23 protein-coding genes are annotated in these 22,165 nt (G+C 41.6%); 14 read left to right on the forward strand and 9 right to left on the reverse strand.

The genetic code is table 11. From position 1 onward, the window contains the following. Positions 1–32: 32 nt before the first annotated feature. Positions 33–1,169, reverse strand: a complete 1,137-nt coding sequence (locus BM378_RS14345; RefSeq protein WP_036970531.1) for a PQQ-dependent sugar dehydrogenase — start codon at positions 1,167–1,169, stop codon at positions 33–35. A 325-nt stretch (positions 1,170–1,494) separates the two neighbouring features. On the opposite strand from BM378_RS14345, the gene BM378_RS14350 reads away from it, so the two are divergent. Further along, positions 1,495–2,250 (forward strand): hypothetical protein, encoded by a 756-nt coding sequence (locus BM378_RS14350; protein ID WP_036970528.1) that lies wholly within the window; start codon positions 1,495–1,497, stop codon positions 2,248–2,250. A 155-nt stretch (positions 2,251–2,405) separates the two neighbouring features. Here BM378_RS14350 and BM378_RS14355 read toward each other — a convergent pair whose 3' ends face one another. Genes BM378_RS14355 through BM378_RS14365 form a run of 3 tightly spaced genes read right to left on the reverse strand, consistent with a single transcriptional unit; the run spans position 2,406 to position 4,200 of the window. Further along, a complete protein-coding gene (locus BM378_RS14355) occupies positions 2,406–3,005 on the reverse strand; it encodes a hypothetical protein (RefSeq protein WP_074989453.1) in 600 nt (199 codons plus the stop codon). Next, positions 2,995–3,546 (reverse strand): RNA polymerase sigma factor, encoded by a 552-nt coding sequence (locus tag BM378_RS14360; protein ID WP_065978423.1) that lies wholly within the window; start codon positions 3,544–3,546, stop codon positions 2,995–2,997. The genes BM378_RS14355 and BM378_RS14360 overlap by 11 nt, the downstream gene beginning before the upstream one ends. 6 nt (positions 3,547–3,552) lie before the next feature. Continuing rightward, complete coding sequence (locus tag BM378_RS14365) at positions 3,553–4,200, reverse strand: energy transducer TonB (protein ID WP_074989454.1); 648 nt, start codon at positions 4,198–4,200, stop codon at positions 3,553–3,555. Positions 4,201–4,318: 118 nt separating this feature from the next. Here BM378_RS14365 and BM378_RS14370 point away from each other — a divergent pair, with 118 nt between their 5' ends. Then, positions 4,319–4,825: a DUF3087 domain-containing protein gene (locus BM378_RS14370; protein ID WP_074989455.1), complete on the forward strand. Its 507-nt coding sequence runs from the start codon at positions 4,319–4,321 to the stop codon at positions 4,823–4,825. A 9-nt stretch (positions 4,826–4,834) separates the two neighbouring features. Beyond that, positions 4,835–5,284 carry a low molecular weight protein-tyrosine-phosphatase gene (locus BM378_RS14375; RefSeq protein ID WP_036970515.1) on the forward strand — a complete coding sequence of 150 codons (450 nt, stop codon included), beginning with the start codon at positions 4,835–4,837 and terminating at the stop codon, positions 5,282–5,284. Positions 5,285–5,326: 42 nt separating this feature from the next. On the opposite strand, the gene BM378_RS14380 is transcribed toward BM378_RS14375, so the two are convergent. Further along, entirely contained in the window at positions 5,327–6,397 is a 1,071-nt protein-coding gene (locus BM378_RS14380; RefSeq protein ID WP_074989456.1) for a TonB family protein, read from the reverse strand. 340 nt (positions 6,398–6,737) lie between these two features. Between BM378_RS14380 and BM378_RS14385 the strand changes: the two genes are divergently transcribed. The 6 genes from BM378_RS14385 (at position 6,738) to csrA (ending at position 12,816) form a co-directional block, all read left to right on the forward strand. Further along, the gene (locus tag BM378_RS14385; protein WP_036970507.1) at positions 6,738–7,364 is read left to right on the forward strand and encodes a GTP cyclohydrolase II; all 627 of its coding nucleotides are present in this window, start codon (positions 6,738–6,740) and stop codon (positions 7,362–7,364) included. 78 nt (positions 7,365–7,442) lie between these two features. Continuing rightward, positions 7,443–8,237 (forward strand): BPSS1780 family membrane protein, encoded by a 795-nt coding sequence (locus BM378_RS14390; RefSeq protein WP_065978419.1) that lies wholly within the window; start codon positions 7,443–7,445, stop codon positions 8,235–8,237. Continuing rightward, positions 8,237–8,689 (forward strand): regulatory protein RecX, encoded by a 453-nt coding sequence (locus tag BM378_RS14395; RefSeq protein ID WP_036970503.1) that lies wholly within the window; start codon positions 8,237–8,239, stop codon positions 8,687–8,689. Before BM378_RS14390 ends, BM378_RS14395 begins: the two co-directional genes overlap by 1 nt. 17 nt (positions 8,690–8,706) lie before the next feature. Beyond that, the gene (alaS, locus tag BM378_RS14400; RefSeq protein ID WP_065978417.1) at positions 8,707–11,307 is read left to right on the forward strand and encodes an alanine--tRNA ligase; all 2,601 of its coding nucleotides are present in this window, start codon (positions 8,707–8,709) and stop codon (positions 11,305–11,307) included. Positions 11,308–11,313: 6 nt separating this feature from the next. Then, positions 11,314–12,531, forward strand: a complete 1,218-nt coding sequence (locus BM378_RS14405; RefSeq protein WP_036970498.1) for an aspartate kinase — start codon at positions 11,314–11,316, stop codon at positions 12,529–12,531. Between the two features lie 93 nt (positions 12,532–12,624). Then, on the forward strand, positions 12,625–12,816 hold the full coding sequence (gene csrA, locus BM378_RS14410; protein ID WP_036970495.1) for a carbon storage regulator CsrA: 192 nt from the start codon (positions 12,625–12,627) through the stop codon (positions 12,814–12,816). Between the two features lie 27 nt (positions 12,817–12,843). Here csrA and BM378_RS14415 read toward each other — a convergent pair whose 3' ends face one another. Beyond that, the gene (locus BM378_RS14415) at positions 12,844–13,311 is read right to left on the reverse strand and encodes a YcxB family protein (RefSeq protein WP_074989457.1); all 468 of its coding nucleotides are present in this window, start codon (positions 13,309–13,311) and stop codon (positions 12,844–12,846) included. Positions 13,312–13,566: 255 nt separating this feature from the next. On the opposite strand from BM378_RS14415, the gene BM378_RS14420 reads away from it, so the two are divergent. After that, positions 13,567–14,520: a hypothetical protein gene (locus tag BM378_RS14420; RefSeq protein ID WP_227006836.1), complete on the forward strand. Its 954-nt coding sequence runs from the start codon at positions 13,567–13,569 to the stop codon at positions 14,518–14,520. A gap of 51 nt (positions 14,521–14,571) precedes the next feature. Here BM378_RS14420 and BM378_RS14425 read toward each other — a convergent pair whose 3' ends face one another. The 3 genes from BM378_RS14425 to BM378_RS14435 all read right to left on the reverse strand — a co-directional run bounded on the left by BM378_RS14425 (position 14,572) and on the right by BM378_RS14435 (position 18,157). After that, positions 14,572–17,538, reverse strand: coding sequence for a TonB-dependent receptor domain-containing protein (locus BM378_RS14425; RefSeq protein WP_036970486.1), 2,967 nt, complete (start codon positions 17,536–17,538; stop codon positions 14,572–14,574). A gap of 201 nt (positions 17,539–17,739) precedes the next feature. Then, positions 17,740–17,931 carry a hypothetical protein gene (locus tag BM378_RS14430; protein ID WP_036970483.1) on the reverse strand — a complete coding sequence of 64 codons (192 nt, stop codon included), beginning with the start codon at positions 17,929–17,931 and terminating at the stop codon, positions 17,740–17,742. A 52-nt stretch (positions 17,932–17,983) separates the two neighbouring features. Beyond that, positions 17,984–18,157 (reverse strand): DUF1328 domain-containing protein, encoded by a 174-nt coding sequence (locus tag BM378_RS14435; protein WP_036970480.1) that lies wholly within the window; start codon positions 18,155–18,157, stop codon positions 17,984–17,986. Positions 18,158–18,689: 532 nt separating this feature from the next. Here BM378_RS14435 and BM378_RS14440 point away from each other — a divergent pair. The 4 genes from BM378_RS14440 (at position 18,690) to BM378_RS20440 (ending at position 22,155) form a co-directional block, all read left to right on the forward strand. Next, positions 18,690–18,938 (forward strand): OadG family transporter subunit, encoded by a 249-nt coding sequence (locus BM378_RS14440; RefSeq protein WP_036970477.1) that lies wholly within the window; start codon positions 18,690–18,692, stop codon positions 18,936–18,938. Positions 18,939–18,953: 15 nt separating this feature from the next. Beyond that, a complete protein-coding gene (gene oadA, locus BM378_RS14445; RefSeq protein WP_036970475.1) occupies positions 18,954–20,732 on the forward strand; it encodes a sodium-extruding oxaloacetate decarboxylase subunit alpha in 1,779 nt (592 codons plus the stop codon). Positions 20,733–20,742: 10 nt separating this feature from the next. Then, positions 20,743–21,873: a sodium ion-translocating decarboxylase subunit beta gene (locus BM378_RS14450; RefSeq protein ID WP_036970471.1), complete on the forward strand. Its 1,131-nt coding sequence runs from the start codon at positions 20,743–20,745 to the stop codon at positions 21,871–21,873. A 105-nt stretch (positions 21,874–21,978) separates the two neighbouring features. After that, a complete protein-coding gene (locus tag BM378_RS20440) occupies positions 21,979–22,155 on the forward strand; it encodes a hypothetical protein (RefSeq protein WP_162898025.1) in 177 nt (58 codons plus the stop codon). Positions 22,156–22,165 lie beyond the last annotated feature (10 nt).

Consider the following 22,165-nt stretch of genomic DNA (forward strand, 5'->3'; position numbering starts at 1 on the left):
GCTTCTTCGAGGTGACAGCTTAAGGCTTGGAGCTAGGCTTTAGGCACAACTTTATAAATACCTACACCATCAACCCCAAGGTATAAATCTCCATTTGGATGGGTCGCAATACTGCGCACTCTGCCAACACCCTCAAATACTTTGCTGTGGCCAGTGACTTTATTACCATCGAGTTTAACAAGCACAAGGTGAGCAAACTTCATTGAGCCCACGGCTATTTGCCCTTGCCACTGCGGGTATTTATCGCTATTTATAAACGCCATACCAGAGGGCGCAATTGAAGGTACCCAGTACCAATCAGGTTGCTCCATGCCTTCGCGGCTTGTTTCATCAGTGATTTTTGTACCAATGTAGTTAATGCCGTAGGTGATCTCAGGCCAACCATAATTAGCCCCAGCTTTAATAATATTAATTTCATCTCCCCCACGAGGGCCATGTTCATGACTCCAAATTACCCCAGTTTCTGGGTGCATAGCCATACCTTGAGGATTACGGTGACCATATGAGTAAATGCTTTTACGCGCGCTCTTATGGTTATAAAAAGGGTTTGATTCAGGAATAGAGCCATCACTGTTGATACGGTGAATTTTACCCGCATCGTAATCAAGGCTTTGTGGGTGAACATCTCTGTCGCCACGGTCGCCAATCGAAAAATACAAATAACCGTCTTTATCAAACTCAATACGCGAACCATAGTGTTTAGTTGTTGTGGTATTTGGTTCACCATTAAATAAGAGTTGCTGGTCTACAAGCGTCATGTCCTTTAAACGTGCACGCATTATTGAGGTGTTATAGCCTTCATCATCACCTTCATAACCTGAGTAAGAAAGGTAAATCCAGCCATTGTCGGCAAAATTTGGGTCGAGCTCTATATCAAGTAATCCCCCTTGGCCTTCTGCGTGAAGCTTAGGAGTTCCTTTGATTATTTGTTTATCAAGCTGACCATCGCGGATCAGCCTTAACTCACCACGCCTATCGGTCACTAATAAATCACGCTCGTTTAGCCACGCCATACCCCAAGGGATCTGAATCCCTTTACTCACTAATTCAAGCTCATACTTATTGGCACTGGCATCTAACGGAATTGTTTGCTCTGGCTGCGCACATGCCTGCAAGCTGGTTAAACTGATAGAAGCGACGACGAGGCTGCTAAATAAAGACTTTTTCATGGTTACTCCAAATTATTAAGCACAATACTATTAGCCTAGCTTGTTCGTAGGTAAATTGTTATTAACTTTCAGTAAAGTGCGACTATTGGTAGAAAAAGCGGGATAGAACAAAAGCGGTTGTAAGTTAGCCGTAGGCGTGAAATTTATTTCGCGCGAAAAATGAAATGTATGAATGTAGTTGGCTTTTTAATCTCGAATATTAGGCATTACAGTCATGAAAAAACCTGCCAAGTTGATTAACTCGAACCTTCGTCCCTAGATAGCTTTGTTTTAAGTTTACTGGTAGCTTAGAGATATCAGTTACTTAAATGGATTTAATCTACGTATGAAATCAGAAAAGTTTTTCAAATGGGTGTGGAATATTAATGGCCTTGTGTTACTTATTGGCTTAATTATCACAATATTGGTTGTTGGCTATAATCTTGCGAGCTTTTTGTTTAAATCTAATACTCAAATGGATCATCAGGCGCTCAATTTAGCTGAAGATGAAAAGCAGCAAGAAAAGTGGAAGTTAGGGTACCCACGAAAAGTCGCTGATAGCGATTATTATTACATCCCATTAGAGTCAGAAAAAAGATCGGTTGATATAAAATCTGAATCAGCAGTTTATGAGAGCTTTAGTGGTGGTAGCTATAAATACACGCCCACGCGCTCAAAGAATATCTTGTTCATTAACGATCAAACTAATCAAGCCGAATGGCTTTTTAATACTACAGATCAGCTCATTATTGATTTCAGTACCCTGAGCTTCGAAGAAGAGTTCGCACTTACCACTAATTACAGCGATAAGAAAGCTGACCCCAAACCACGCGGTATTTCTTACCAAGTTATCAAAAACGATACCAACAATGACAAAATACTTGATGACAAAGATAAGCGCACGTTCGCACTAAGTCAGATTGATGGCTCAAACTACACCGAGGTCATTTCAGGCTACAATCGCATTGTAGAGTCAAGTGTCAACGCCGAAGGCAACCTATTTGTGGTATTCATCAACAACAACGAAGTTTACTCTATGGTTATAGACCTAGAGACATTTAAAGTGATTAGTAAGAGTATGCTGCCGAAGGTCGGGGAGTAATTTATTCGTTAGAGGTTAGAGGTTAGAGGTTAGAGGTAGGAGTGGCTTCAGCCGTGAATTACGTGAGATTAGTACGCAGGGTAAACCCACTTCTCGCTTCTTATTACTCGAAGTTAGCGCAATCGACTCACAACTAACGACTGGAAACGAGTGTCTTAACTTTCACATTTCACGGCCTCATGCGTTAACTGTTTAAGTGCGATGATTTGCCCTTGTTGGTTTTGGTCAAGGGCCAGCAAATCGCCTTGGTGAATGTGGGTATCGAGTGTGCCGTGTTTTTGTAGCTCTTCAAGTAGTGACTGTTTTATTTGTACGAGTATATTTTGCTCGCAATCTGCGATATACCAATCATTATCAACACTGACTAAGCGGCCTGTGAAGCGGGTACGGGTTTGATGAGCTGCAAGGGCGTGTTGGTAGTCGGCATCTAGGGTTTGTTTTTGTTGTTTTAGGTTACTGACATAGCTGCCTTTTGCGTCAAGTTCATGAACTTCAAGCCAGTGGTAATCTGATAAATCTACAGCATATACGTCAGTCAGTTCGCGGTTATTGTATTGCAACATAATAAAGCCCAAAATGGCCAGCGCAGCAAAAACACCTGTCATTTGCAGGCCTAAAAAGCGTTGCTGTTTTGAGCGAGCTTGTTGTGGCTTTTGCATTTGCGTCAGCTGCTCAGGACTTAAAGTATGCTGTGCTTTGCGTTTTTGATAATGCGCTTTTAAATCGGCATCAAATTGCTCGTCGTCACGCTTCATGATTGCCTCCAAGTTGTTGTTTTAGGTTTTGACGGGCGTATCGCAGCCGAGTTTTTATGGTCTCATGGTTGCTTTGTGTAATGGCAACAATGTCATCGAGGCTAAAGCCTTCTTGCTGTAATGTCAGGGCTTCTCGCTGTACAAAGCTAAGCGCCATTAGTGCTTTATCAAATGCGTCATAATCGTAGTGATAACTTGCATCGTGTGGCTCAGACACTAGCTGGTTGTCTTCTAGTTCAACAAATTTTTGTTGTTTTCGAAACTCATCAATTAGCACGTTACGCGCTAAACGAAATAGCCACGCTTTTGGGTTGTTTTGCGCGTGATAAAAGTCACGTTTATCAATGACTTTTAACCAGGTTTGCTGGCAAATATCGAATGCTAAATCTTTATCACTTTGTGTTACTAGGTAGTGATAAAGGTCGTTACCGTATTGAGCAACAAGTTGGTTGAGATAACGGTTGTCGCCTGTTTTGGCATACAGCGCCAAACAATCGCTGTTTGGCGTGTCAAATAACCATGTCTTGATGCTCATTAGCATAGGCCGTTATCCATCTATTTTAAAATCAAGTTGAACGCTTTGGTTTGTTTGTAATTGTGCCACACCTTCAACTACTTTGGGGCGGTATTTCCAACGTTTTATAGCGCGAATAGCTTCTCGATCAAATACTCGTTTTGGCTCAGCGTCAATAATGACTGGGTCGATAACTTCGCCGGTGGGTGAAATGCTGAAACTAATTTGCACCCATCCTTCAATACCATCACGTGCAGCAACAGGGGGATACTTAGGGTTAATACGCACGATAGGGGTCGCATCACCGGTTGGTTGATTAATTGCTTTACTGAGTGAGTCGCCAATGCCATCAAATGTCATAGTAGGTGTTGCATCGGAAATGATTATTGTATCTGGGTTTTCAGCAGCTGGCCGCGGGGGCGTTTTCGGTGGCACCTGAGTAACGGGTGGTGGCGGCAAAGTTTGCTTTACTTGCACTTTTGAGTCTTCGGGCACTTGGTAAATTTCAACGGTGATATCGGGGCCCATTTTTATATCTGCGCGTTGCTCTGCTGAAATTAGGTATTGCATAAAGGCAAATGCAGCAAAGGTCATTACCCCGCCACCTATAATTGCGACGGTTGTCTTTAAAGCGCCATTGCTGTTATTCAAGCTTGCTGAGTTTAGTGGTAAAGTATGCATAGCCGTTCCTTTTTGGATAATTGCTTTCATAGCTAAAACGGCTGGCAAATAAAAAAGGGGTGAAACTATTTTCACTTTTTATTTTTTCACTTTAATTAGTGTGATTCTTTAGGTAGTTATGAAACTCATTCAAATAGATAAAGCCCGTTACCGTAAGCATTTAAACCACGTTATTGTAGCGTGTGTTATTGCTTTAGCCGTTGGTAGTTTAGCCATTTCACAAACCTTGATTGCGTTATTCCCAGACCCAAGTGGGAGTCATTTTCACTGGAATCTATTGGGGGTTGTTGTGTGCAGTTTGCTGGTGGGCTTTGTACTCAATAAATACCGCAACCATGATTATATGACCGAGATTGTGTATGTGTGGGAGCTTAAAAAAGCGCTGAATAAGATTACCCGTAAAATGCCAAAGCTAAAAGCGGCTGGGCGTGAGGGCAATGCCGATGCTTTATTAGCGATTCATTACAGCTATGCTGGCTCGCGTTTGTTATGGCAGCTCGACGACAACACCATCACTATGGATGAGCTGGCAATTAAACAAGCTGAGCTTGATAGTGTCGCCGAGAAATATAATTTAAGCCTGGATGCCGAGCGCTATGATGAGGCTATTTTAAAGAACTTTTAAGGACGAGTAATGAAGAAGGTTTTGGTTGTATGTTTGGGTAATATTTGCCGCTCACCAACTGCTGAAGCGGTGCTCAGAAGTCGTGCAAAGACGCTTAATGTTAATGTAAAAGTCGACTCAGCAGGCACGATTGGCTATCACCAAGGTAATCCACCTGATTCACGTTCAAAAGCAGCAGGCGAAAAACGAGGCTACAGCTTTAAAGGGATTTATTCGCGCCCGGTTACGCAGGCTGATTTTTATGAGTTTGATTTTATTTTAGCGGCTGACAAGCAAAACCTTGCTGATTTACACGCGCAATGCCCTGAGCATTTGCAATATAAATTGTCGTTATTTTTAAGCCATGGTGATGCGGGCGAGCAAGAAATTCCCGATCCTTATTATGGTGGCGATCAAGGTTTTGAAAAGGTCCTAGATTTAATCGAAAACGCGGCGGATAACTTGCTCAAAAAGCTTTAATTTTTTTAAAAGGTCGCACTGCGACCTTTTAGTTTATTTTGATTAGTTTATTTTAAAGTCGAGCTGAACTTGGGTTGTTGATGCAACGGCATGCCCATCTTCAAATTTTGGGGCATAACGCCACTTTTTCATTGCTTTTATAGCTTCTACTTCGAATGCTTTACCGCCTTTAGACTCAAGTACGGCAACGTTATCTACAAAGCCTGTGGGAGTCACTTCGAACTCCATAATAACAGAACCACTTTGTCTAAGCTGTGCCTTTGACATGGGGTACTTAGGATGCACGCGATACAAGGGCTCTTGCTCTTGGTTGTCTTTCCACGGCACCATTTTTGCGATAGCAATACAGTGTTTGGTTGCTTCATCGCTTTTACCTATTTTTTCGTATAAATGAACTAGCTTAGAGTGGGCGTCCAGTTCGGCTTTGTGATCAAAACTGAGTGCGTCATCAAATACTTTAACAACATGGTTAAGACGCTCAATTGCGTAGTCATAATCGTGCCTGCTTTGAGCAAAAGCAGCGGCTAAAAAGTCTGCTTGAATACGCTCTAGCGAGTTACTTGGCACATTATCTATGTAATATTCATCGGCTTCTTCTAGGTAACGTTTAGCTGTTAAGTAACGTTCACCACTGTTTTTAAGGGCCAAAATACGTGCTGCACTGAGCTTACTGTCGGCAACCAGTTTGTCATTTTTTTGTTGCTCAGCAATGCTAATTAAGTCGCTTAAGTAAGCACTTGCTTTTCTTGCTGATTGAGTCGATTCAGCCATGCCGAGCAGTGCATCATAGACTTCGGTACTGTGTTCACCATGTCTTTTTTCTAAAATAGTGTATGCCGTTTTGTATAACTCGTATTGTTTTTCGTGCTGGTACGTGGCAAGACTATTTGCGTAGTTAATGGCTAAATTCGCTGTATTGTCGGAGTTTTCGCCATACACTTTTTGACCGAGTTGATAGGCTTTTTGCGCAAGTTCGGTAGTGTCTTGTTGGTTTTCAAGCGCAGCTAAATAGGCGCGGTAAGTTTCATTAAACTCACTGTTTATATCTTGATTAGCTAAACAAGGCTGGCTTAATAGTATGCCTAAACATATGGCTAAAGAGGCTTTTTTCATAATAATCCTTATTATATTTCGCAAGTTAGCTTTTAAATAAACCACAAACGAGGGTTACTCATATTTATTAGTCGAGATTAGCAAAAGGTATTATAAATGTCACTTAATTGGGTAATTTCTAGTTAAAAATGCGGAGGAAGTGTTGATGAATACGGCTGTAAAATTAAGCTTGAAAGATGTGCAAAGCTCGTATCTTCGTCTGGTTTGAGTGTATAATACTTGAATTGCTGGTAACTGCCTCAATATTAGTTATCACTCGTCGTATGTTGCATTCTTACAACCTCAAACTGTTGTAATCACATTTGCAGTATTGCATTTATTTTTTTAATTTGGATTTGTCGTGGCGCAAGTAAGAGCAAGAGTCCAGCTAAATGTTGGCAAAAACAGTGATATCCCTGCAGAAATCGTCTCGTTTAGTGGTTTAAATGATGGCCAAGAGCATATTGCTTTAGTATTTAATCAAGCCGACACCGAGCAAGACATCCCCTTAATTCGTATGCATTCAGAGTGCTTAACGGGTGATGTATTTCATTCTTCGCGTTGTGACTGTGGTGAGCAGTTAAATGAGTGCATTGAAATGATGCATGAGCAAGGTGGAATTTTATTATATTTGCGCCAAGAAGGGCGTGGCATAGGTTTATACAATAAGATTGATGCTTATGTATTGCAATCGCAAGGTATGAATACTTACGAAGCGAATAACCACCTAGGTTTTGCCGATGATTTGCGTGATTTTTCTGACGCTGTTTTAATGCTCGAGGCACTTAATCAAAAGCATGTTAAGTTAATGACCAACAACCCAAATAAGCTCAAAGCTTTGCGTGATGCTGGCATTGAAGTTGATTCAGTTGTCGGCACGCATGCACACATTAAAGCAGGTGTTGTTGGTAATCGCGCTTACTTAGAAACAAAAATCAAACATGGTTCACACATGCTTGATATCAAAAAAATTAAAAAGCCTGAATAATTTTCACAGCAGGTGACTATAAACAAATAGCGCACCCAGTTATACTCGGTGCGTTTTGTCGTTATTGAATGAGAAGCTATGTCGATCGAAGTGCGTATTTTTAAAGCCGATGCAGGCGTAAAATGGTTTAAAGCAGGTTGGGAAATCTTTAAGCTGCAACCGTTTACGTTTATTTTAATGCACCTATTAATAGGTGTGATTGGTTTCTTATCGTTAGTGTTACCCCTGCTGCAAGTTGTCGGTGCATTTGTTGCCCCATTTTTAATGGCGGGCTTTTATCAAGCCGTGCTAACTAAACAACAAGGTGGCACGATTAGTCAGGCAGATATCTTTAAACCGTTTACCAATAAAGGGAATCGTATTGGTTTAGTGCGAGTTGCTGTGTATCAAATGGCGGCGGGCATTTTATTAGCGGTGTTATCTAATTTTATCTTTGCTGATGCCTATGCAGTTATTTCAAGTCAAACGTTCGACCCACAAAACCAAACACACATAGCGGATTTACTGGCAACCATTTCTATGGGGCAAGTGGCCGTTTTTTTACTGGCAATCTGTGTGTATTTAACGGCGTTTGCTTATGCAGTCCCCTTGGTTTATTTTCAAAAGCAAACCAACATGTTCCAGGTATTAAAAACCTCGTTCATGGTGTTTTATCATAATATGGCTCCGTTAGGTGTTTACGGTTTGATTTGTGCTGTATTAATGCTGATCTGTATACCTTTATCGTTTATTCCACTATTGGTTTTAATGCCAATTTGTTACATTAGCTTCTTCGTGTCTTTTCAGGCTATTTTTATGCCAGTTGTGCCAAAAAGTGATGACCAACCAAAGACACCAGAAACATCGTCACAATCAGGACGCTTTGACGCGTAATGGATGATAAAGAAAAAAAGTTAAAAAATTACGTACTTTGGTTACTTTCACGACAAGATTACTCGCGTCGTGATTTAACCCGAAAGCTACAACAAAAAGAAGCGACGCCCGAGTTTACAGAGCGTTTGTTAGATTGGTGTGAGTCACACAACTTTATTAACGAGCAGCGCTACTGCGAAGGGTTTGTACGCCGCCATTTAGCGAAGTATCATGGGGCTAAACGCATCCAAAGCGAAGCAATGGCAAAAGGGATAGATCGGGCTTTGTTAGACAAGACGCTCGAAGAGTTCGAAATCGATTGGTTTGAGCTCGCACAGGACGCATATTTAAAAAAGTTTTCAAATTCACGTAAAGAACTCGATCAGAAAGAAAAAGCGAAACGTGTACGCTACTTGATGTATCGAGGCTTTAATTACGAACAAATTGATTTTGCAATGCAAGCACAGCAATAAACGGGTGAGACTTTCACATGCAGCATATGACTACCGCACAGATCAGGCAACAGTTCTTAGACTTTTTTGCCTCTAAACAACACCAAATTGTTCCTTCAAGCTCGCTGATCCCGGGCAACGATGCCACATTATTATTCAATAACGCCGGCATGGTGCAATTTAAAGATGTATTTTTAGGTGCGGAAAGCCGCCCTTATTCACGTGCAACCAGCTCACAGCGTTGTGTGCGCGCAGGTGGTAAACATAACGACCTTGAAAACGTGGGTTACACTGCACGTCACCATACATTCTTCGAAATGTTAGGTAACTTCAGCTTTGGCGATTACTTCAAACAAGACGCGATTAAGTTTGCGTGGCAGTTTTTAACAGAGACTGTAAAGTTACCGCAAGAAAAGTTATTGGTTACTATTTACCACGATGACGAAGAAGCGTTTAACATTTGGCACAAAGAAGTGGGTCTAAGTGAAGACCGCATCATTCGTATTGCAACGAGCGATAACTTCTGGTCAATGGGTGACACGGGTCCGTGTGGTCCATGTTCAGAAATCTTTTATGATCACGGTGAAGAAATTTGGGGGGGGCCTCCAGGTTCACCTGAAGAAGATGGCGACCGTTTCATTGAAATTTGGAACCTCGTATTCATGCAATACAACCGCCATGCCGACGGTACAATGGAGCCGCTTCCTAAGCAATCTGTTGATACTGGTATGGGTCTTGAGCGTATCGCGGCTATTTTACAAGGCGTTCACTCAAACTACGAAATCGATTTGTTCCAAGCACTCATTGCTGCGGCGGCTAAAGTAACCAACGCGCAAGATTTAAATGATAAATCATTACGCGTAGTGGCTGACCACATTCGTTCGTGTGCATTCTTAGTGTCTGACGGCGTTATGCCATCAAACGAAGGCCGCGGTTACGTATTACGTCGTATTATTCGTCGTGCAGTACGTCACGGTAACAAACTTGGCGCAAAAGGCGCGTTCTTCTATAAGCTTGTTGCTGCACTAATCGAGCAAATGGGTCAAGCGTACCCTGAGCTTGCTAAGCAACAAGAAATTATCGAAAAAGTATTACGCATCGAAGAAGAGCAGTTTGGTAAAACACTTGAGCGTGGTCTAGCGATTCTTGAAGAAAGCCTTACTGACATCGAAGGTGATGTAATCCCGGGTGATTTAGTCTTCAAGCTTTACGATACTTACGGTTTCCCTGCTGATTTAACGGCTGACGTTGCGCGTGAGCGTTTCATGACTATTGATGAGCAAGGTTTTCAAGAGTGCATGGCTGTTCAGCGTAAGCAAGCACAGCAAGCGGGTAAATTTGGTGCTGATTATAACCAGCAACTTAAATCTGAAAAACACACAGACTTTAAAGGGTACGATTCAGAGCACTACACTGGCACCGTGGTTGAATTATTTGCTGAGGGCCAATCTGTTTCTGTACTTGAAGATGGCCAAGAAGGTATTGCAATTCTTGACCGTACACCATTCTACGCCGAGTCAGGTGGTCAGGTTGGTGACACGGGTGTGTTAAAAGTGGCGGGTGGTGAGTTTGTTGTTACTAACACTACCAAGCTGGGTAATGCATTTGCGCACCATGGTCGTGTACAAGGCCGCATTGGTACAAACGACAAAGCAGAAGCAACAATTGATGCTGCACGTCGCGATAGCATCAAGAAAAACCATACTGCCACGCATATTTTACATGAAACGCTTCGCCAAATTTTAGGTGATCACGTAAGTCAAAAAGGTTCACTGGTTGACCCTGAGCGTTTACGTTTTGATTTCTCTCACTTTGAAGCCGTAACAAAAGATGAATTACGTCAAATTGAGCGTGCAGTGAACGACGAAATCCGTCGTAACTTTGCGCTTGAGACTGAGCTAATGGCAATTGATGAGGCCAAGGCAAAAGGGGCGATGGCGTTATTCGGTGAGAAATACGACGACGAAGTGCGCGTAGTCACGATTGGTGATTACTCAATCGAGCTGTGTGGTGGTACTCACGTTAAGCGTGCTGGTGATATTGGTTTATTCAAAATCGTATCAGAAAGCGGCATTGCAGCTGGTATTCGTCGTATCGAAGCGGTAACAGGTGCTGAAGCTGTTGCGTATGTCAGTGAGCAAGAGCAACAGTTAAACGATGTTGCAGCCCTAGTAAAAGGTGATAGCAGCACGGTACTTGAAAAAGTAACAGCACTCCTTGAAAAGTCAAAAGGGCTTGAGAAGCAAATTGCTCAGCTTAACGATAAGCTAGCAAGTGCGGCGGGTGCATCGCTACTTGACTCAGTTGTTGAAGTGAATGGTATTAAACTTCTAGTTGCTGATGTAGCTGGTACAGAGTCGAAAGCATTACGTGGCATGGTTGATGACCTGAAAACGAAGATTGGTTCAGGCGTGATTGCACTTGGTGTAGCAAACGGCGACAAAGTTAGCTTAATTGCCGGTGTAACTAAAGACCTGACAGGCAAAGTGAAAGCGGGTGAACTTGTTAATCACATGGCTGCACAAGTGGGCGGTAAAGGCGGTGGTCGTCCTGATATGGCGCAAGCGGGTGGTACTCAGCCAGAGAACCTAAGCGCAGCTTTAGAAAGCGTAACTAGTTGGTTATCTGAACGTTCTTAATCACTAGTGGCACTTATCGTCCAAAAGTTCGGCGGCACTTCAGTGGGCTCCATTGAGCGTATTGAGGCCGTCGCCGACCTTGTTGTTAAAACAAAACAACAAGGCCATCAAGTTGTGGTGGTGCTCTCGGCTATGTCGGGAGAAACTAACCGTCTGATTGACCTCGCTAAACAAATAGATTCTCGGCCTAGTGCCCGTGAACTCGATGTGTTGCTTACCACTGGTGAGCAAGTGTCGGTATCGTTGTTGGCAATGGCAATAATTAAGCGTGGACACTCCGCTGTTAGCTTACTTGCCGATCAGGTAAATATTCGTACTGACAATATGTTCGGTAAAGCCCGTATTGAAGAAATTGCAGCGACACGGCTAAAGCATGAGCTTGAGCATAACCGGATTGCAATTATTGCTGGTTTTCAAGGCCGTGATATCGAGGGCAATATCACCACGTTAGGTCGCGGCGGCACTGATACCTCAGCAGTTGAAATTGCGGGGGCAATTAATGCCGATGAATGCCAAATTTATACTGATGTTGACGGCGTTTATACGACCGATCCACGCATTGAACCAAATGCGCGTCGTATGAGCCATGTTACCTTTGAAGAAATGCTCGAAATGGCGAGTTTAGGCGCAAAGGTCTTACATATTCGCAGTGTCGAAGCAGCAGGAAAGTATAATATACCGCTCAGGGTGTTATCGAGTTTTAATCCCGATCAAGGGACCTTGATCAGTTTTGAGGAGCCGGATGTGCAAGCAAATATTGTGTCGGGTATTGCGTTTAATCGAGATGAAAGTCTTATTTATGTCAACGCAGTGCCACAAGGAATGGAAAACCTTGCAAAAATTTTGCAACTTTTTGCAGAATTCGGTATCGAAATAGATATGATTAATCAAGTTAATCATAACTTTGAAAAAATAGACTATGCTTTTACTGTGCACACAAATGATTTTGAGCAGGCGCTTGAAATTTTAACCAGTAACCAAAGTGCTATCAAAGCTGAATCTATAAATGGAGTAAGCAATGTTGCCAAGGTATCTGCTGTTGGCGTAGGGATGAAATCTCACTCAGGTGTCGCAAGTTTATTTTTTAATGCACTTGCACAAGAAAGCATCAAAGTGATACTTATATCGACATCAGAAATAAAGATATCAGTTTTAATTGATGAAAAGTATTTAGAACTGGCTGTACGTGCACTACACAAAGTTTTTTTAACTGAAAATGAGTAAGATATAGAGTTTTTACTTACTTTTAGGTCTAGTTTTCATTAAAATGATTTTGACGCGGAATCTTTTAATTTTTTGGAACATGGGAGCAAGAGAATGCTAATACTAACTCGAAGAGTAGGTGAAACCCTAATGATCGGTGACGAAGTAACAGTTACTGTTCTTGGTGTTAAAGGAAATCAGGTTCGCATTGGTGTAAATGCACCTAAAGATGTCTCTGTACATCGTGAAGAAATTTACATGCGAATCCAAGCAGAGAAATCTAACCCTAATCCGGGTAATGTTTAATCAGCAACAAGATTTTTTAAGAGCCACTCATTGAGTGGCTCTTTTATTTAGCACGGTGGTCATTGCTTCGTTTAGCGCTTGCTTTGATAAATACTGCATACCTTTGTCTGCTTTTAAAATATAACCCCGCTCTGTTTCAATAATCTCATTGATTTGCTGCCAACTTAATTGGTAGCTTTTGTAAGGGTTTTCGGCTTTTACACCCTCATCATCAAAACTAACGGTTACTTCACTGCCTGATGCGCGACTCAGCATTTGTCTAGTGACCCACCAAGGGCGTTTGTAGTAAAACGATAAACACTCAACGATAGCCAGCATAAACATAAAGCTGCCAAGGTAATGGTTTTCAAGCATATAAAAGGCAAGTAACCCTAGGCTTATTAGCAATAATAATAATGGATATTTTGGTTTTGCCTGTGAAGAGTAGGGCAATGACTCATCAAAGCACTCATAGTAATAAGGTTTATCTAGTGTGTAAGTTATACTTAGCGACATTCATAGTACTCACATTATTTGATACATGAAGTTTATCATTTTTAGAAAAAAACTACCGTAGTTGGTTTTCATTTTGTTGTCATTATGAGAGCTTATACCAACCTGCAATATTACTTAATCATTCAGAGGGGTTAAACCTGACGCAAGCTGCGTTAAAAGTTTCTATCTAGAACAACGTAATGATGAAGCTTTTCGCCTTGCTATTGCCCGTTTTATCTGTCTCTAAACAGCTTAATTAAGCTACCTAGAGTTTAAGTGAATGCGTTTTTAGGCGAAAATATTATGCTCGTTAGCTCATTATCTTTAGCTCTTACAGTGGCCACTAACTCGTTTTTAGTTATGGCCGACATGCCTTATACACCGATTGATGAAATTAACCTTGCTAAGCCCAATGGCAAGTTAGCAAAAGCTGTTGCGACTACACCTCATGGCTTTTTGATGCATTTAGGTGATATGAAATCTGGCTCTCTTGCATGTACCAATGAACTCTTAACAAGCAATAAACAACTACTTACTTCTCTTTCTTCTCAGCCATTTATTTACACGCCTGGCGACAATGAATGGACCGACTGTGACCGTGCTACGCTAAATCCCCGTTTTGATGAACTTGAGCGATTAAACTACGTTAAAGGATTAATGTATGACGAAGCATACGTTAAAAAAGCGAAGCAGCTCGAGGGCTTTACACAGCAGGCCGATATGCTTGAAAACGCTCGCTGGCAGTTTGACGGAATAGAGTTTCGCACTTTGCATATACCAGGTACGTTTAATGGCCGCTCTCAAATACTAAAAACTGATAAACATGTTGCACTCGATGCGGCCGATACACGAGACAAGCTCAATGTAAATTGGTTAAATCAGGCGTTAGTTAATCAGAGTGCGAAGGCATATGTGTTTGGCTTTCAAGCCGATATCTATCGTTCAACTAAAAAGCAGCCATGCGCTGATTCACGCCGAAGCGACTGCGACGCCTTTAAAGTATATCGAGATGCAATCAATGACTTTGCAAAGCGCACTGATAAGCCGGTGTTGGTAATGCATGGTGATACACCCCCATACTGTCAGCAGCAACTGGCTGATAATTTAACCCGTTTGAATGTGCCCGGCGACTTTGAAGTAAGTGATATAGCGAAGGTGAGTTTAGTCGATGGTCATTGGCAAATTAACAGTATGGCGTCAGGGAAGGTATTAACTGTTCAATGTAAGTAAAAAATTAAGTAAAAAAAGAGCGGCTTTATAAGCCGCTCTGGTTTTAAGTTATTAAAACTTTAACTTCACACCCATTTTAAATTGACGACCTAAAACGTCATAGTTACTTGGGAATGTGTTACCTGAGTTTGAGCTTGTATCACCAGCTTCACCGCCCACTACAGGTGGCTCTTTTTCAAACATGTTATCAATACCGAATGTAACATTCATGTATTCGGTAACATGATAGCTGGCAAATAAATCGAAGTAATCATAGCTTTCAATACTTCTGAATTCTTCAAAAACATTAGGTGCTTCGATTGGCTCAACATCAACACCATCTATATGGCGCCATTGTAATGAAACCGTAAAGTCTTCCCAAATCCAGCTAGTACGTTGTACCCAGCGTAATTCAGAAACAGGATCACAGCTTGTGCTGAAATACCCTTTACAGTCAATAATGCGGGCAGTGCTGGAACTTTGTGATTCTTGAGTTAGGTATTTGTTTACATTACCAGAGAACTGCAATTCGCCCATATCATCAAGCAAAATACCAAAATTAAACCCAAGCTCTACACCCTCGGCGCGTTGGTTTTTTAAGTTGGTCGTAAATTGCTCAATACCCGCGCCAGCAATTGTTAAATCACCCCCAATGCGGTTGATTTTTGCACACTCGTTTGCATCGCCAAGTACATAACATGCATCTAGAATTTCCTGAGCTGAGAAGTTACCAATAATATTATCAATATCAATATCGTAGTAATCGAGTGTAATTGTAAAGTTTTCAACTGCACTGAACTCAGGCGTCCAGACAATACCCGCAGTAAATGTTTCTGCTTCTTCAGCACCAGGTGGGTTTAAAGGATCGCTCCCGCTGATAACTTGCACTTGACCAGATATTACATCTTGTACATTACCTACTTGCGCGTCAGTCATGCCAGTTGAAATACAAAGTTGTCTCAACGTTGCATCAATATTAGCGGCATTTGCGACAGAGCAAGGATCTTGTTGTGCATTGTCTAAGCCTGTGACTACAGGTGATGCAATCTCACCAACATTAGGTGCACGTGTTGCTTGTTGTTGCATTACACGAACAAGTACATCACTTACAGGGCGCCAGTTAAAACCGAGCTTCCAAGTTTCGTTACTACCAACAGTGTCATAGTCTGCCCAGCGGAAACCAAATTCAACATCAAGTGTTTCAGCACCAGGTAACCCATCTAACACAGGTAGGTAACCTTCTAAAAATACCTCATCAACTTTAAAGCCACCCGAAATCGGTAGCTGGTTACCACCGGCTCCCCCTTGGCAGCTTGCAGGGGCAAGTTTTAAACATTCATCCGGTTCAAAAAGGCCTTTTTCGCGACGATTTTCATAACCAAAGCTCATCGAAAGTGGCGCACCTGCACCTGGAATTTCGATAAAATTAATGGCGCCATTAACCGTTGCGGTGAAAATTTCTTGGCTGTATTTTTGCTGTTGCAGGGCGATTGCTTGAGCGTATCCTGCCATTTCTTCAGTGATTGTACCGAAACCACCAAATAAATTGATTGGCACACAGCTAGAATCACCATTTTTACAAGTGACACCATCTGTTGTATCAAGAGCATTTTGAATATTAGTTAGGTTAGTATAGCCGCCACGCACTGTGGTTCTGTTAGATTCACCATATTGGTAGCTAACATCGTATTCCCAGTCATCAAGGAAGAAACCTGTCACACCAGTTACAAGTTGGAATTGCGCACTGTCATAACGTTCTGTTCTTGCGCCAAGTTCTAACGTTCTACGACGAAGTTGAACTTTTAAATAGTCTTCACTATCAACGATACCATTGCCATTGACGTCTTGCCAGTTGCTATCATCTAAGCTTCCAGCTGCCAGAGCTGCTGTTGCTCCGTCAATCATAAATTGTCTAGCTTGGTCACCAATTAGTGGATTAGCAAGCGGTAAGTTGAAGCTTGAACCAAATGTTCCAGATGGTGCGACCTGAGTATCAACACTGGTATTTGTGTAGTTGAAGCTTGAATATACTTTATGCTCATCAGTTAAGTTATATTTAGCAATGGCTGTAGCAGAATAACGCTCTGAAGGTGTTTGGTAGAAGTTATAAGGGTTAAAGTTAAATACACTACAGGTGTCTGGTTGCAATGTTCCGTCATTTCTAAATTGCCCAGAACCTGTTGTACCCGCACCTACAATCGCAAATCTCGTAGGGAATGCAGTTGTTGAACCGCCACTTTCAACAGAGTTTGGACCGCTACAATCTGCTGGTGCTGGAATTGGGGGTTCACCATTGAGGAATTGCTCGTAGTTAGCACCTGTTTTAGTTTCTATACCGAGTAGGCCCAGCGGACGGTCACCCAGTAAGATTTGATCACGTTGGCTCCAGCCTAAAGAGAGAACCACATTGCCTTTATCATCTTCTAAATTAGAGCCGATTGTCAGGGCTATGCTGTCTTTATCGCCATCACCATCACCTGTTTCAGAGTGCTTAAAGTCTAAATCAACGCCTTGGAAGTCATCTTTTAAGACTACATTCACAGCACCTGCAATCGCATCTGAGCCGTATACCGCAGAGGCACCACCGGTAATAATGTCAATTCTTTCAATGAGGGCTGTGGGGATTGTTGAGCTATCAACAGACCCATTATAGTTGTATGGAATCATCCGGCGACCATTCATTAACACTAAAGAGCGTTGTGAACCTAAGCCCCTTAAGTTAATGGTTGCGGCACCGCCAGAGCCATTATTTACGTTACTACCGTCTCCAGGGATTGTAGAGGGAAGGGTTCTAAGGATTTGCTCTACTTCAGGTTCTTGTTGATAACCTAGTTCTTTTTCTCCAATTGAAACAATAGGGCTTGCAGAGACCGCACCAGGTTGTCTAATCCGACTACCGGTGACTGATATCACTTCGAGATCTTTTTTTGCTTCAGTTTCTTCTTCGGCTGAACTTGTTGGTGCATACAGTAAAACTGATGACACGAAGCCTGTACTAATTGCTAATCTTATAGCATTAGATAGTTTGCTGGTTAACATTGTTATCTCCCAATAAATTATAGTTGGCTAGAAAACAATGGAATACTGCTGATAGTCCATTCTTAGCAATATCAGCTTAGTATACATATTAGGTAAAAGTAAAAAAATACTTTGTTATTTTGTATATGTTTTTCAAAAATACCAATGCTTTACGAAAAAAAGCGACTTATAAAGCCGCTTTTTTTCGTAAAGTCTCTATTTTTAGCAGTTAGTTTCTTCTGCTTTTACACCTTCTTTAACTTCTTCGCATGCATCTTCTACTGCATTTTGAGCGTCGGTTACTGCTTCATCAATGCGCTCACCAGCTTCTTCTGCTGTGTTGTCTTCACACCCCATAATAAATAAAGCTGAAAATAGGGCGATAGTAGCTGCTTTTAAAGTTGAATTTTTCATAATGAAATTCCTTGTAAATAAATTAGTAAAGTAAATTGCTGTTGGTTTATTATTACTTAGGTACATTGCCTCTAAGAGCACCTGATATAAGTGAAATAACAAGTAAAACTAAGAATATAAAAAATATGATTTTAGCTATGCCTGCTGCGGCCCCTGCAATACCGCCAAAACCTAACACTGCAGCGATTAGCGCTATAACTAAAAAAGTAACTGTCCAGCGTAACATAATGTTCTCCTTGGTTATTTAATTTCGTTTCGGTTGATTAGACTGAAGCGAGTTCCATACCAAAGTTTTAAAGTCCTTATTTTTCAATTTGTTAGTTTTTTTTCGGTTTTTTTTGTGGCGTGTCGTTTGGTAATTATTACGAGTGATCATGTAACTTATTCATAGTGATAATTTTTCAACTTCTATGCTGAAAGTGGACGCCTGTGAGTATGTTTTCTTGGTAAGACCAATTTAACCTGTATGGCATACGAGTTACCAAACCCCTTGCTTTAGCTGATTTTTACGCTGCTACGTTACACAGTTAACTATTTTTACATATAACTTTTGACTATATTGAGTATTTTTATCGTCTATATTGGGTAGTTAATTGCCGTAATGGCTTGGTGTTAATTAATTGTTTGATGTGTTACCCTATAATTAATTGGTTTTACCAATTGACAATAAAGCTTTAAAAATAAGTTTTGTTTGTTATTATGAATGTATAAATATTCGATTTAAGTGTTTTTTTATTCTGAGTAGCGAGGGGAGCAGTATGGATATTGGTGGCTTACTTACAACCGCAGCCAGCTTAATGCTAACGGGTATGGTGGGTGTATTTATCTTTCTCAGTATTTTGATTTCAGCCGTACTGCTGATGTCGAAATTGTTGGGGCGATTTGAAAACTCTGCGAGCTCAGTTCCAGTCCGAACCGCAAAATTACAGCCTCAGCAAGGGGTACCACCGACACATATTGCAGCTATCAGCGCTGCTATCGCTCAATTTAGAAATAAACAACAATAACGGAGCAGCTTGAACATGGCTAAATTAAAACTAACCGAATTAGTATTGCGTGATGCGCATCAGTCTCTCTTAGCAACGCGTATGCGCCTAGATGATATGCTGCCTATTGCCGAAAAGCTTGATCATGCAGGTTATTGGTCTATTGAATCATGGGGGGGAGCTACTTTTGACTCCTGTATCCGTTATTTAGGTGAAGACCCTTGGCAGCGTATCCGTGAGCTAAAGGCGGCAATGCCAAACACTAAACAGCAAATGTTATTACGCGGTCAAAACCTTTTAGGTTATCGCCACTATGCTGATGACGTTGTTGAAAAATTTGTTGAACGCGCCCATAAAAATGGCGTTGATGTATTCCGTATTTTCGATGCGATGAATGATGTACGTAACTTAGAAACGGCGATTAAAGCGGCTGTTAAAGTGGGAGCGCACGCGCAAGGGACTATTTCGTATACGGTAAGCCCTGTTCATACGCTTGATATGTGGTTAAAACTTGCTAAACAATTAGAAGAGCTTGGTTGTCACTCTATTTGTATTAAAGATATGGCGGGTTTATTAAAACCGTATGAGTGTGAGCAACTCATTAAAGGGTTGAAAGAGACAGTTTCAATTCCGATTGCTATGCAATGTCATGCGACTACGGGGCTTAGCACTGCAACATATCAAAAAGCAATTGATGCGGGTATTGATATGCTTGATACCGCAATATCGTCAATGAGTATGACGTATGGCCACAGTGCCACTGAAACAATTGTGTCAATTGTTGAAGGCACAGAGCGCGATACTGAACTCGATTTAAATCAACTTGAAGAAATTGCTGCGTACTTCCGTGATGTTCGCAAAAAGTATGCGGCATTTGAAGGCAGCTTAAAAGGGGTTGATGGTCGAATTTTACTAGCACAAGTGCCTGGCGGCATGTTAACTAACATGGAAAACCAGCTTAAAGAGCAAGGTGCAGCAGATAAATTAGACCAAGTATTACTTGAGATCCCGCGTGTTCGTGAAGACTTAGGGTTCATTCCGCTTGTTACACCCACCTCGCAAATAGTAGGAACACAAGCGGTACTTAATGTATTAACTGGTGAGCGTTATAAAACAATCACTAAAGAAACTGCCGGTGTACTTAAAGGTGAATATGGTGCGACACCAGCGCCAATGAATAAAGAGTTGCAAGAACGCGTCCTTGATGGTGCTGAACCGATTACTTGTCGCCCTGCTGATAAACTTGAGCCTGAACTTGAGAAATTAGAAGCTGAGCTTTTAAAAGAAGCCAAAGAGCAAGGTTTAGAGCTTGCTGATGAAGTGATTGATGATGTGCTTACTTATGCATTATTCCCGCAAATTGGCTTGAAGTTTATTAAAAACCGCCATAATCCTGATGCATTTGAAGCAGTTCCAACCGCTGAAACTGCCCAGACTGAAAGTAAACAACCTACGTCAGGTAAAAATGCCGTTAAAGCTGAGCAGTATAGCGTAAAAGTTGATGGGAAAGTTTACGATGTCGTAGTAGCGCAAGGTGGTGAGCTTAAAGAAGTTACTCTTAAAGACAGCGAATTAATTCCACAATCGGCATCAGCGTCAGCGGGTGAAACGCTCAATGCGCCATTGGCGGGTAATATCTTTAAAATTAAGGTAAAGCCGGGCCAAACGGTAAATCAAGGCGATGTGGTTATCATTATGGAAGCAATGAAAATGGAAACCGAAGTTCGTGCTGCACATACAGGCACTGTCGCTGAAATCTTAGTAGCCGAAGGTGACTCAGTTACCACTGGCGATGCTATGATTTCGTTAGCGTAGGGGATAGAAGATGGATGGTCTTTTAAACCTTTGGCATGCAACGGGTATAGCAAACTTTACCTTTCCAGCTTTGATTATGATTGCCGTAGGGTGCTTATTGCTGTATTTGGCAATTGCACGTAATTTTGAGCCGTTGCTGCTTTTACCCATTGGCTTCGGCGCTATTTTGACAAACATTCCAGTTGCTGGGTTATCTGACCCAGGTGGGCTTTTATATTATGTTTATCACATTGGTATCGACTCAGGTGTTTTTCCACTGTTGATCTTTATGGGGGTGGGTGCATTAACAGATTTTAGTGCTTTAATTGCAAACCCTCGCATGTTGTTATTGGGGGCTGCTGCTCAGTTTGGTATTTTTGCAACCTTATTTGGTGCCATTTTACTTAACTTTATTCCAGGTTTTGAGTTTACCCTGCAAGATGCATCCGCTATCGCTATTATCGGTGGTGCAGATGGTCCAACGGCAATATTTTTAGCGTCGAAATTGGCTCCTGATTTATTAGGTGCCATTGCAGTAGCTGCCTATTCGTACATGGCATTGGTTCCTATAATTCAACCGCCCATCATGCGAGCTTTAACAACGCCTGAAGAGCGCCAAATTCAAATGCCACAATTACGTGCTGTGTCGAAAACCGAGAAGATTATTTTCCCGCTTATGGTATTGAGCCTAACTATTTTGTTCTTACCAGCGGCAACCCCTCTTGTTGGCATGTTTTGTTTAGGTAATTTAATGCGAGAGTCTGGTGTTGTTGACCGTTTAAGTAATAGTGCGCAAAACGAGATCATTAACATTACCACTATTTTCTTAGGTCTTGCTGTTGGCTCAAAACTGGCTGCCGATAAGTTCTTAACTGTCGAAACGATAGGTATTTTAGTACTTGGTGCATTGGCTTTTGCCATTGGTACAGCGTCTGGTGTCTTTATGGCAAAAGGCCTCAATAAGATTTCTAAATCACCTATTAACCCGCTAGTAGGGGCTGCTGGAGTGTCGGCCGTTCCAATGGCTGCGCGTGTTGTTAATAAAGTAGGCCTTGAAAGTAACCCGCATAATTTCTTGTTAATGCATGCAATGGGGCCAAATGTTGCAGGGGTACTGGGCAGCGCTGTTGCAGCAGGTATTTTGTTAGCGATTGTAGGTTAATAAAGCGATTACACATTTTACTTCCAACCGACTGGCGCAGTAATTTTACTGCGCTTTTTTTTGCCTATAGACTGGCTACATTACCGTCTACATTAGGAAGCCACCATGAATATATTTGTTATCTTACTTTGCTTGTTTATTGCCTTGGTTATTCTGGTGCCGTTACTTGAAAAGTACCATTCAAAACTGGGCCTTGATGGCGCAACTAAATACGCTAAATACATTTGGCCTCTAGTGATGATCTCAATGGTTATTCAGCTTATTTATTTACTCGTAAGGTAATTTAGGGCCA

This window comes from Pseudoalteromonas lipolytica (assembly GCF_900116435.1).
Classification (GTDB): domain Bacteria; phylum Pseudomonadota; class Gammaproteobacteria; order Enterobacterales; family Alteromonadaceae; genus Pseudoalteromonas; species Pseudoalteromonas lipolytica.

Coding starts and splice junctions, on each gene's coding strand:
- BM378_RS14430 (WP_036970483.1), bottom strand. CDS start 17,931: ATGAAAAATTCAACTTTAAAAGCAGCTACTATCGCCCTATTTTCAGCT.
- BM378_RS14395 (WP_036970503.1), top strand. CDS start 8,237: ATGGATGATAAAGAAAAAAAGTTAAAAAATTACGTACTTTGGTTACTT.
- BM378_RS14435 (WP_036970480.1), bottom strand. CDS start 18,157: ATGTTACGCTGGACAGTTACTTTTTTAGTTATAGCGCTAATCGCTGCA.
- BM378_RS14350 (WP_036970528.1), top strand. CDS start 1,495: ATGAAATCAGAAAAGTTTTTCAAATGGGTGTGGAATATTAATGGCCTT.
- oadA (WP_036970475.1), top strand. CDS start 18,954: ATGGCTAAATTAAAACTAACCGAATTAGTATTGCGTGATGCGCATCAG.
- csrA (WP_036970495.1), top strand. CDS start 12,625: ATGCTAATACTAACTCGAAGAGTAGGTGAAACCCTAATGATCGGTGAC.
- BM378_RS20440 (WP_162898025.1), top strand. CDS start 21,979: ATGAATATATTTGTTATCTTACTTTGCTTGTTTATTGCCTTGGTTATT.
- BM378_RS14450 (WP_036970471.1), top strand. CDS start 20,743: ATGGATGGTCTTTTAAACCTTTGGCATGCAACGGGTATAGCAAACTTT.
- BM378_RS14345 (WP_036970531.1), bottom strand. CDS start 1,169: ATGAAAAAGTCTTTATTTAGCAGCCTCGTCGTCGCTTCTATCAGTTTA.
- alaS (WP_065978417.1), top strand. CDS start 8,707: ATGCAGCATATGACTACCGCACAGATCAGGCAACAGTTCTTAGACTTT.
- BM378_RS14365 (WP_074989454.1), bottom strand. CDS start 4,200: ATGCATACTTTACCACTAAACTCAGCAAGCTTGAATAACAGCAATGGC.
- BM378_RS14355 (WP_074989453.1), bottom strand. CDS start 3,005: ATGAAGCGTGACGACGAGCAATTTGATGCCGATTTAAAAGCGCATTAT.
- BM378_RS14380 (WP_074989456.1), bottom strand. CDS start 6,397: ATGAAAAAAGCCTCTTTAGCCATATGTTTAGGCATACTATTAAGCCAG.
- BM378_RS14425 (WP_036970486.1), bottom strand. CDS start 17,538: ATGTTAACCAGCAAACTATCTAATGCTATAAGATTAGCAATTAGTACA.
- BM378_RS14390 (WP_065978419.1), top strand. CDS start 7,443: ATGTCGATCGAAGTGCGTATTTTTAAAGCCGATGCAGGCGTAAAATGG.
- BM378_RS14415 (WP_074989457.1), bottom strand. CDS start 13,311: ATGTCGCTAAGTATAACTTACACACTAGATAAACCTTATTACTATGAG.
- BM378_RS14360 (WP_065978423.1), bottom strand. CDS start 3,546: ATGCTAATGAGCATCAAGACATGGTTATTTGACACGCCAAACAGCGAT.
- BM378_RS14370 (WP_074989455.1), top strand. CDS start 4,319: ATGAAACTCATTCAAATAGATAAAGCCCGTTACCGTAAGCATTTAAAC.
- BM378_RS14440 (WP_036970477.1), top strand. CDS start 18,690: ATGGATATTGGTGGCTTACTTACAACCGCAGCCAGCTTAATGCTAACG.
- BM378_RS14375 (WP_036970515.1), top strand. CDS start 4,835: ATGAAGAAGGTTTTGGTTGTATGTTTGGGTAATATTTGCCGCTCACCA.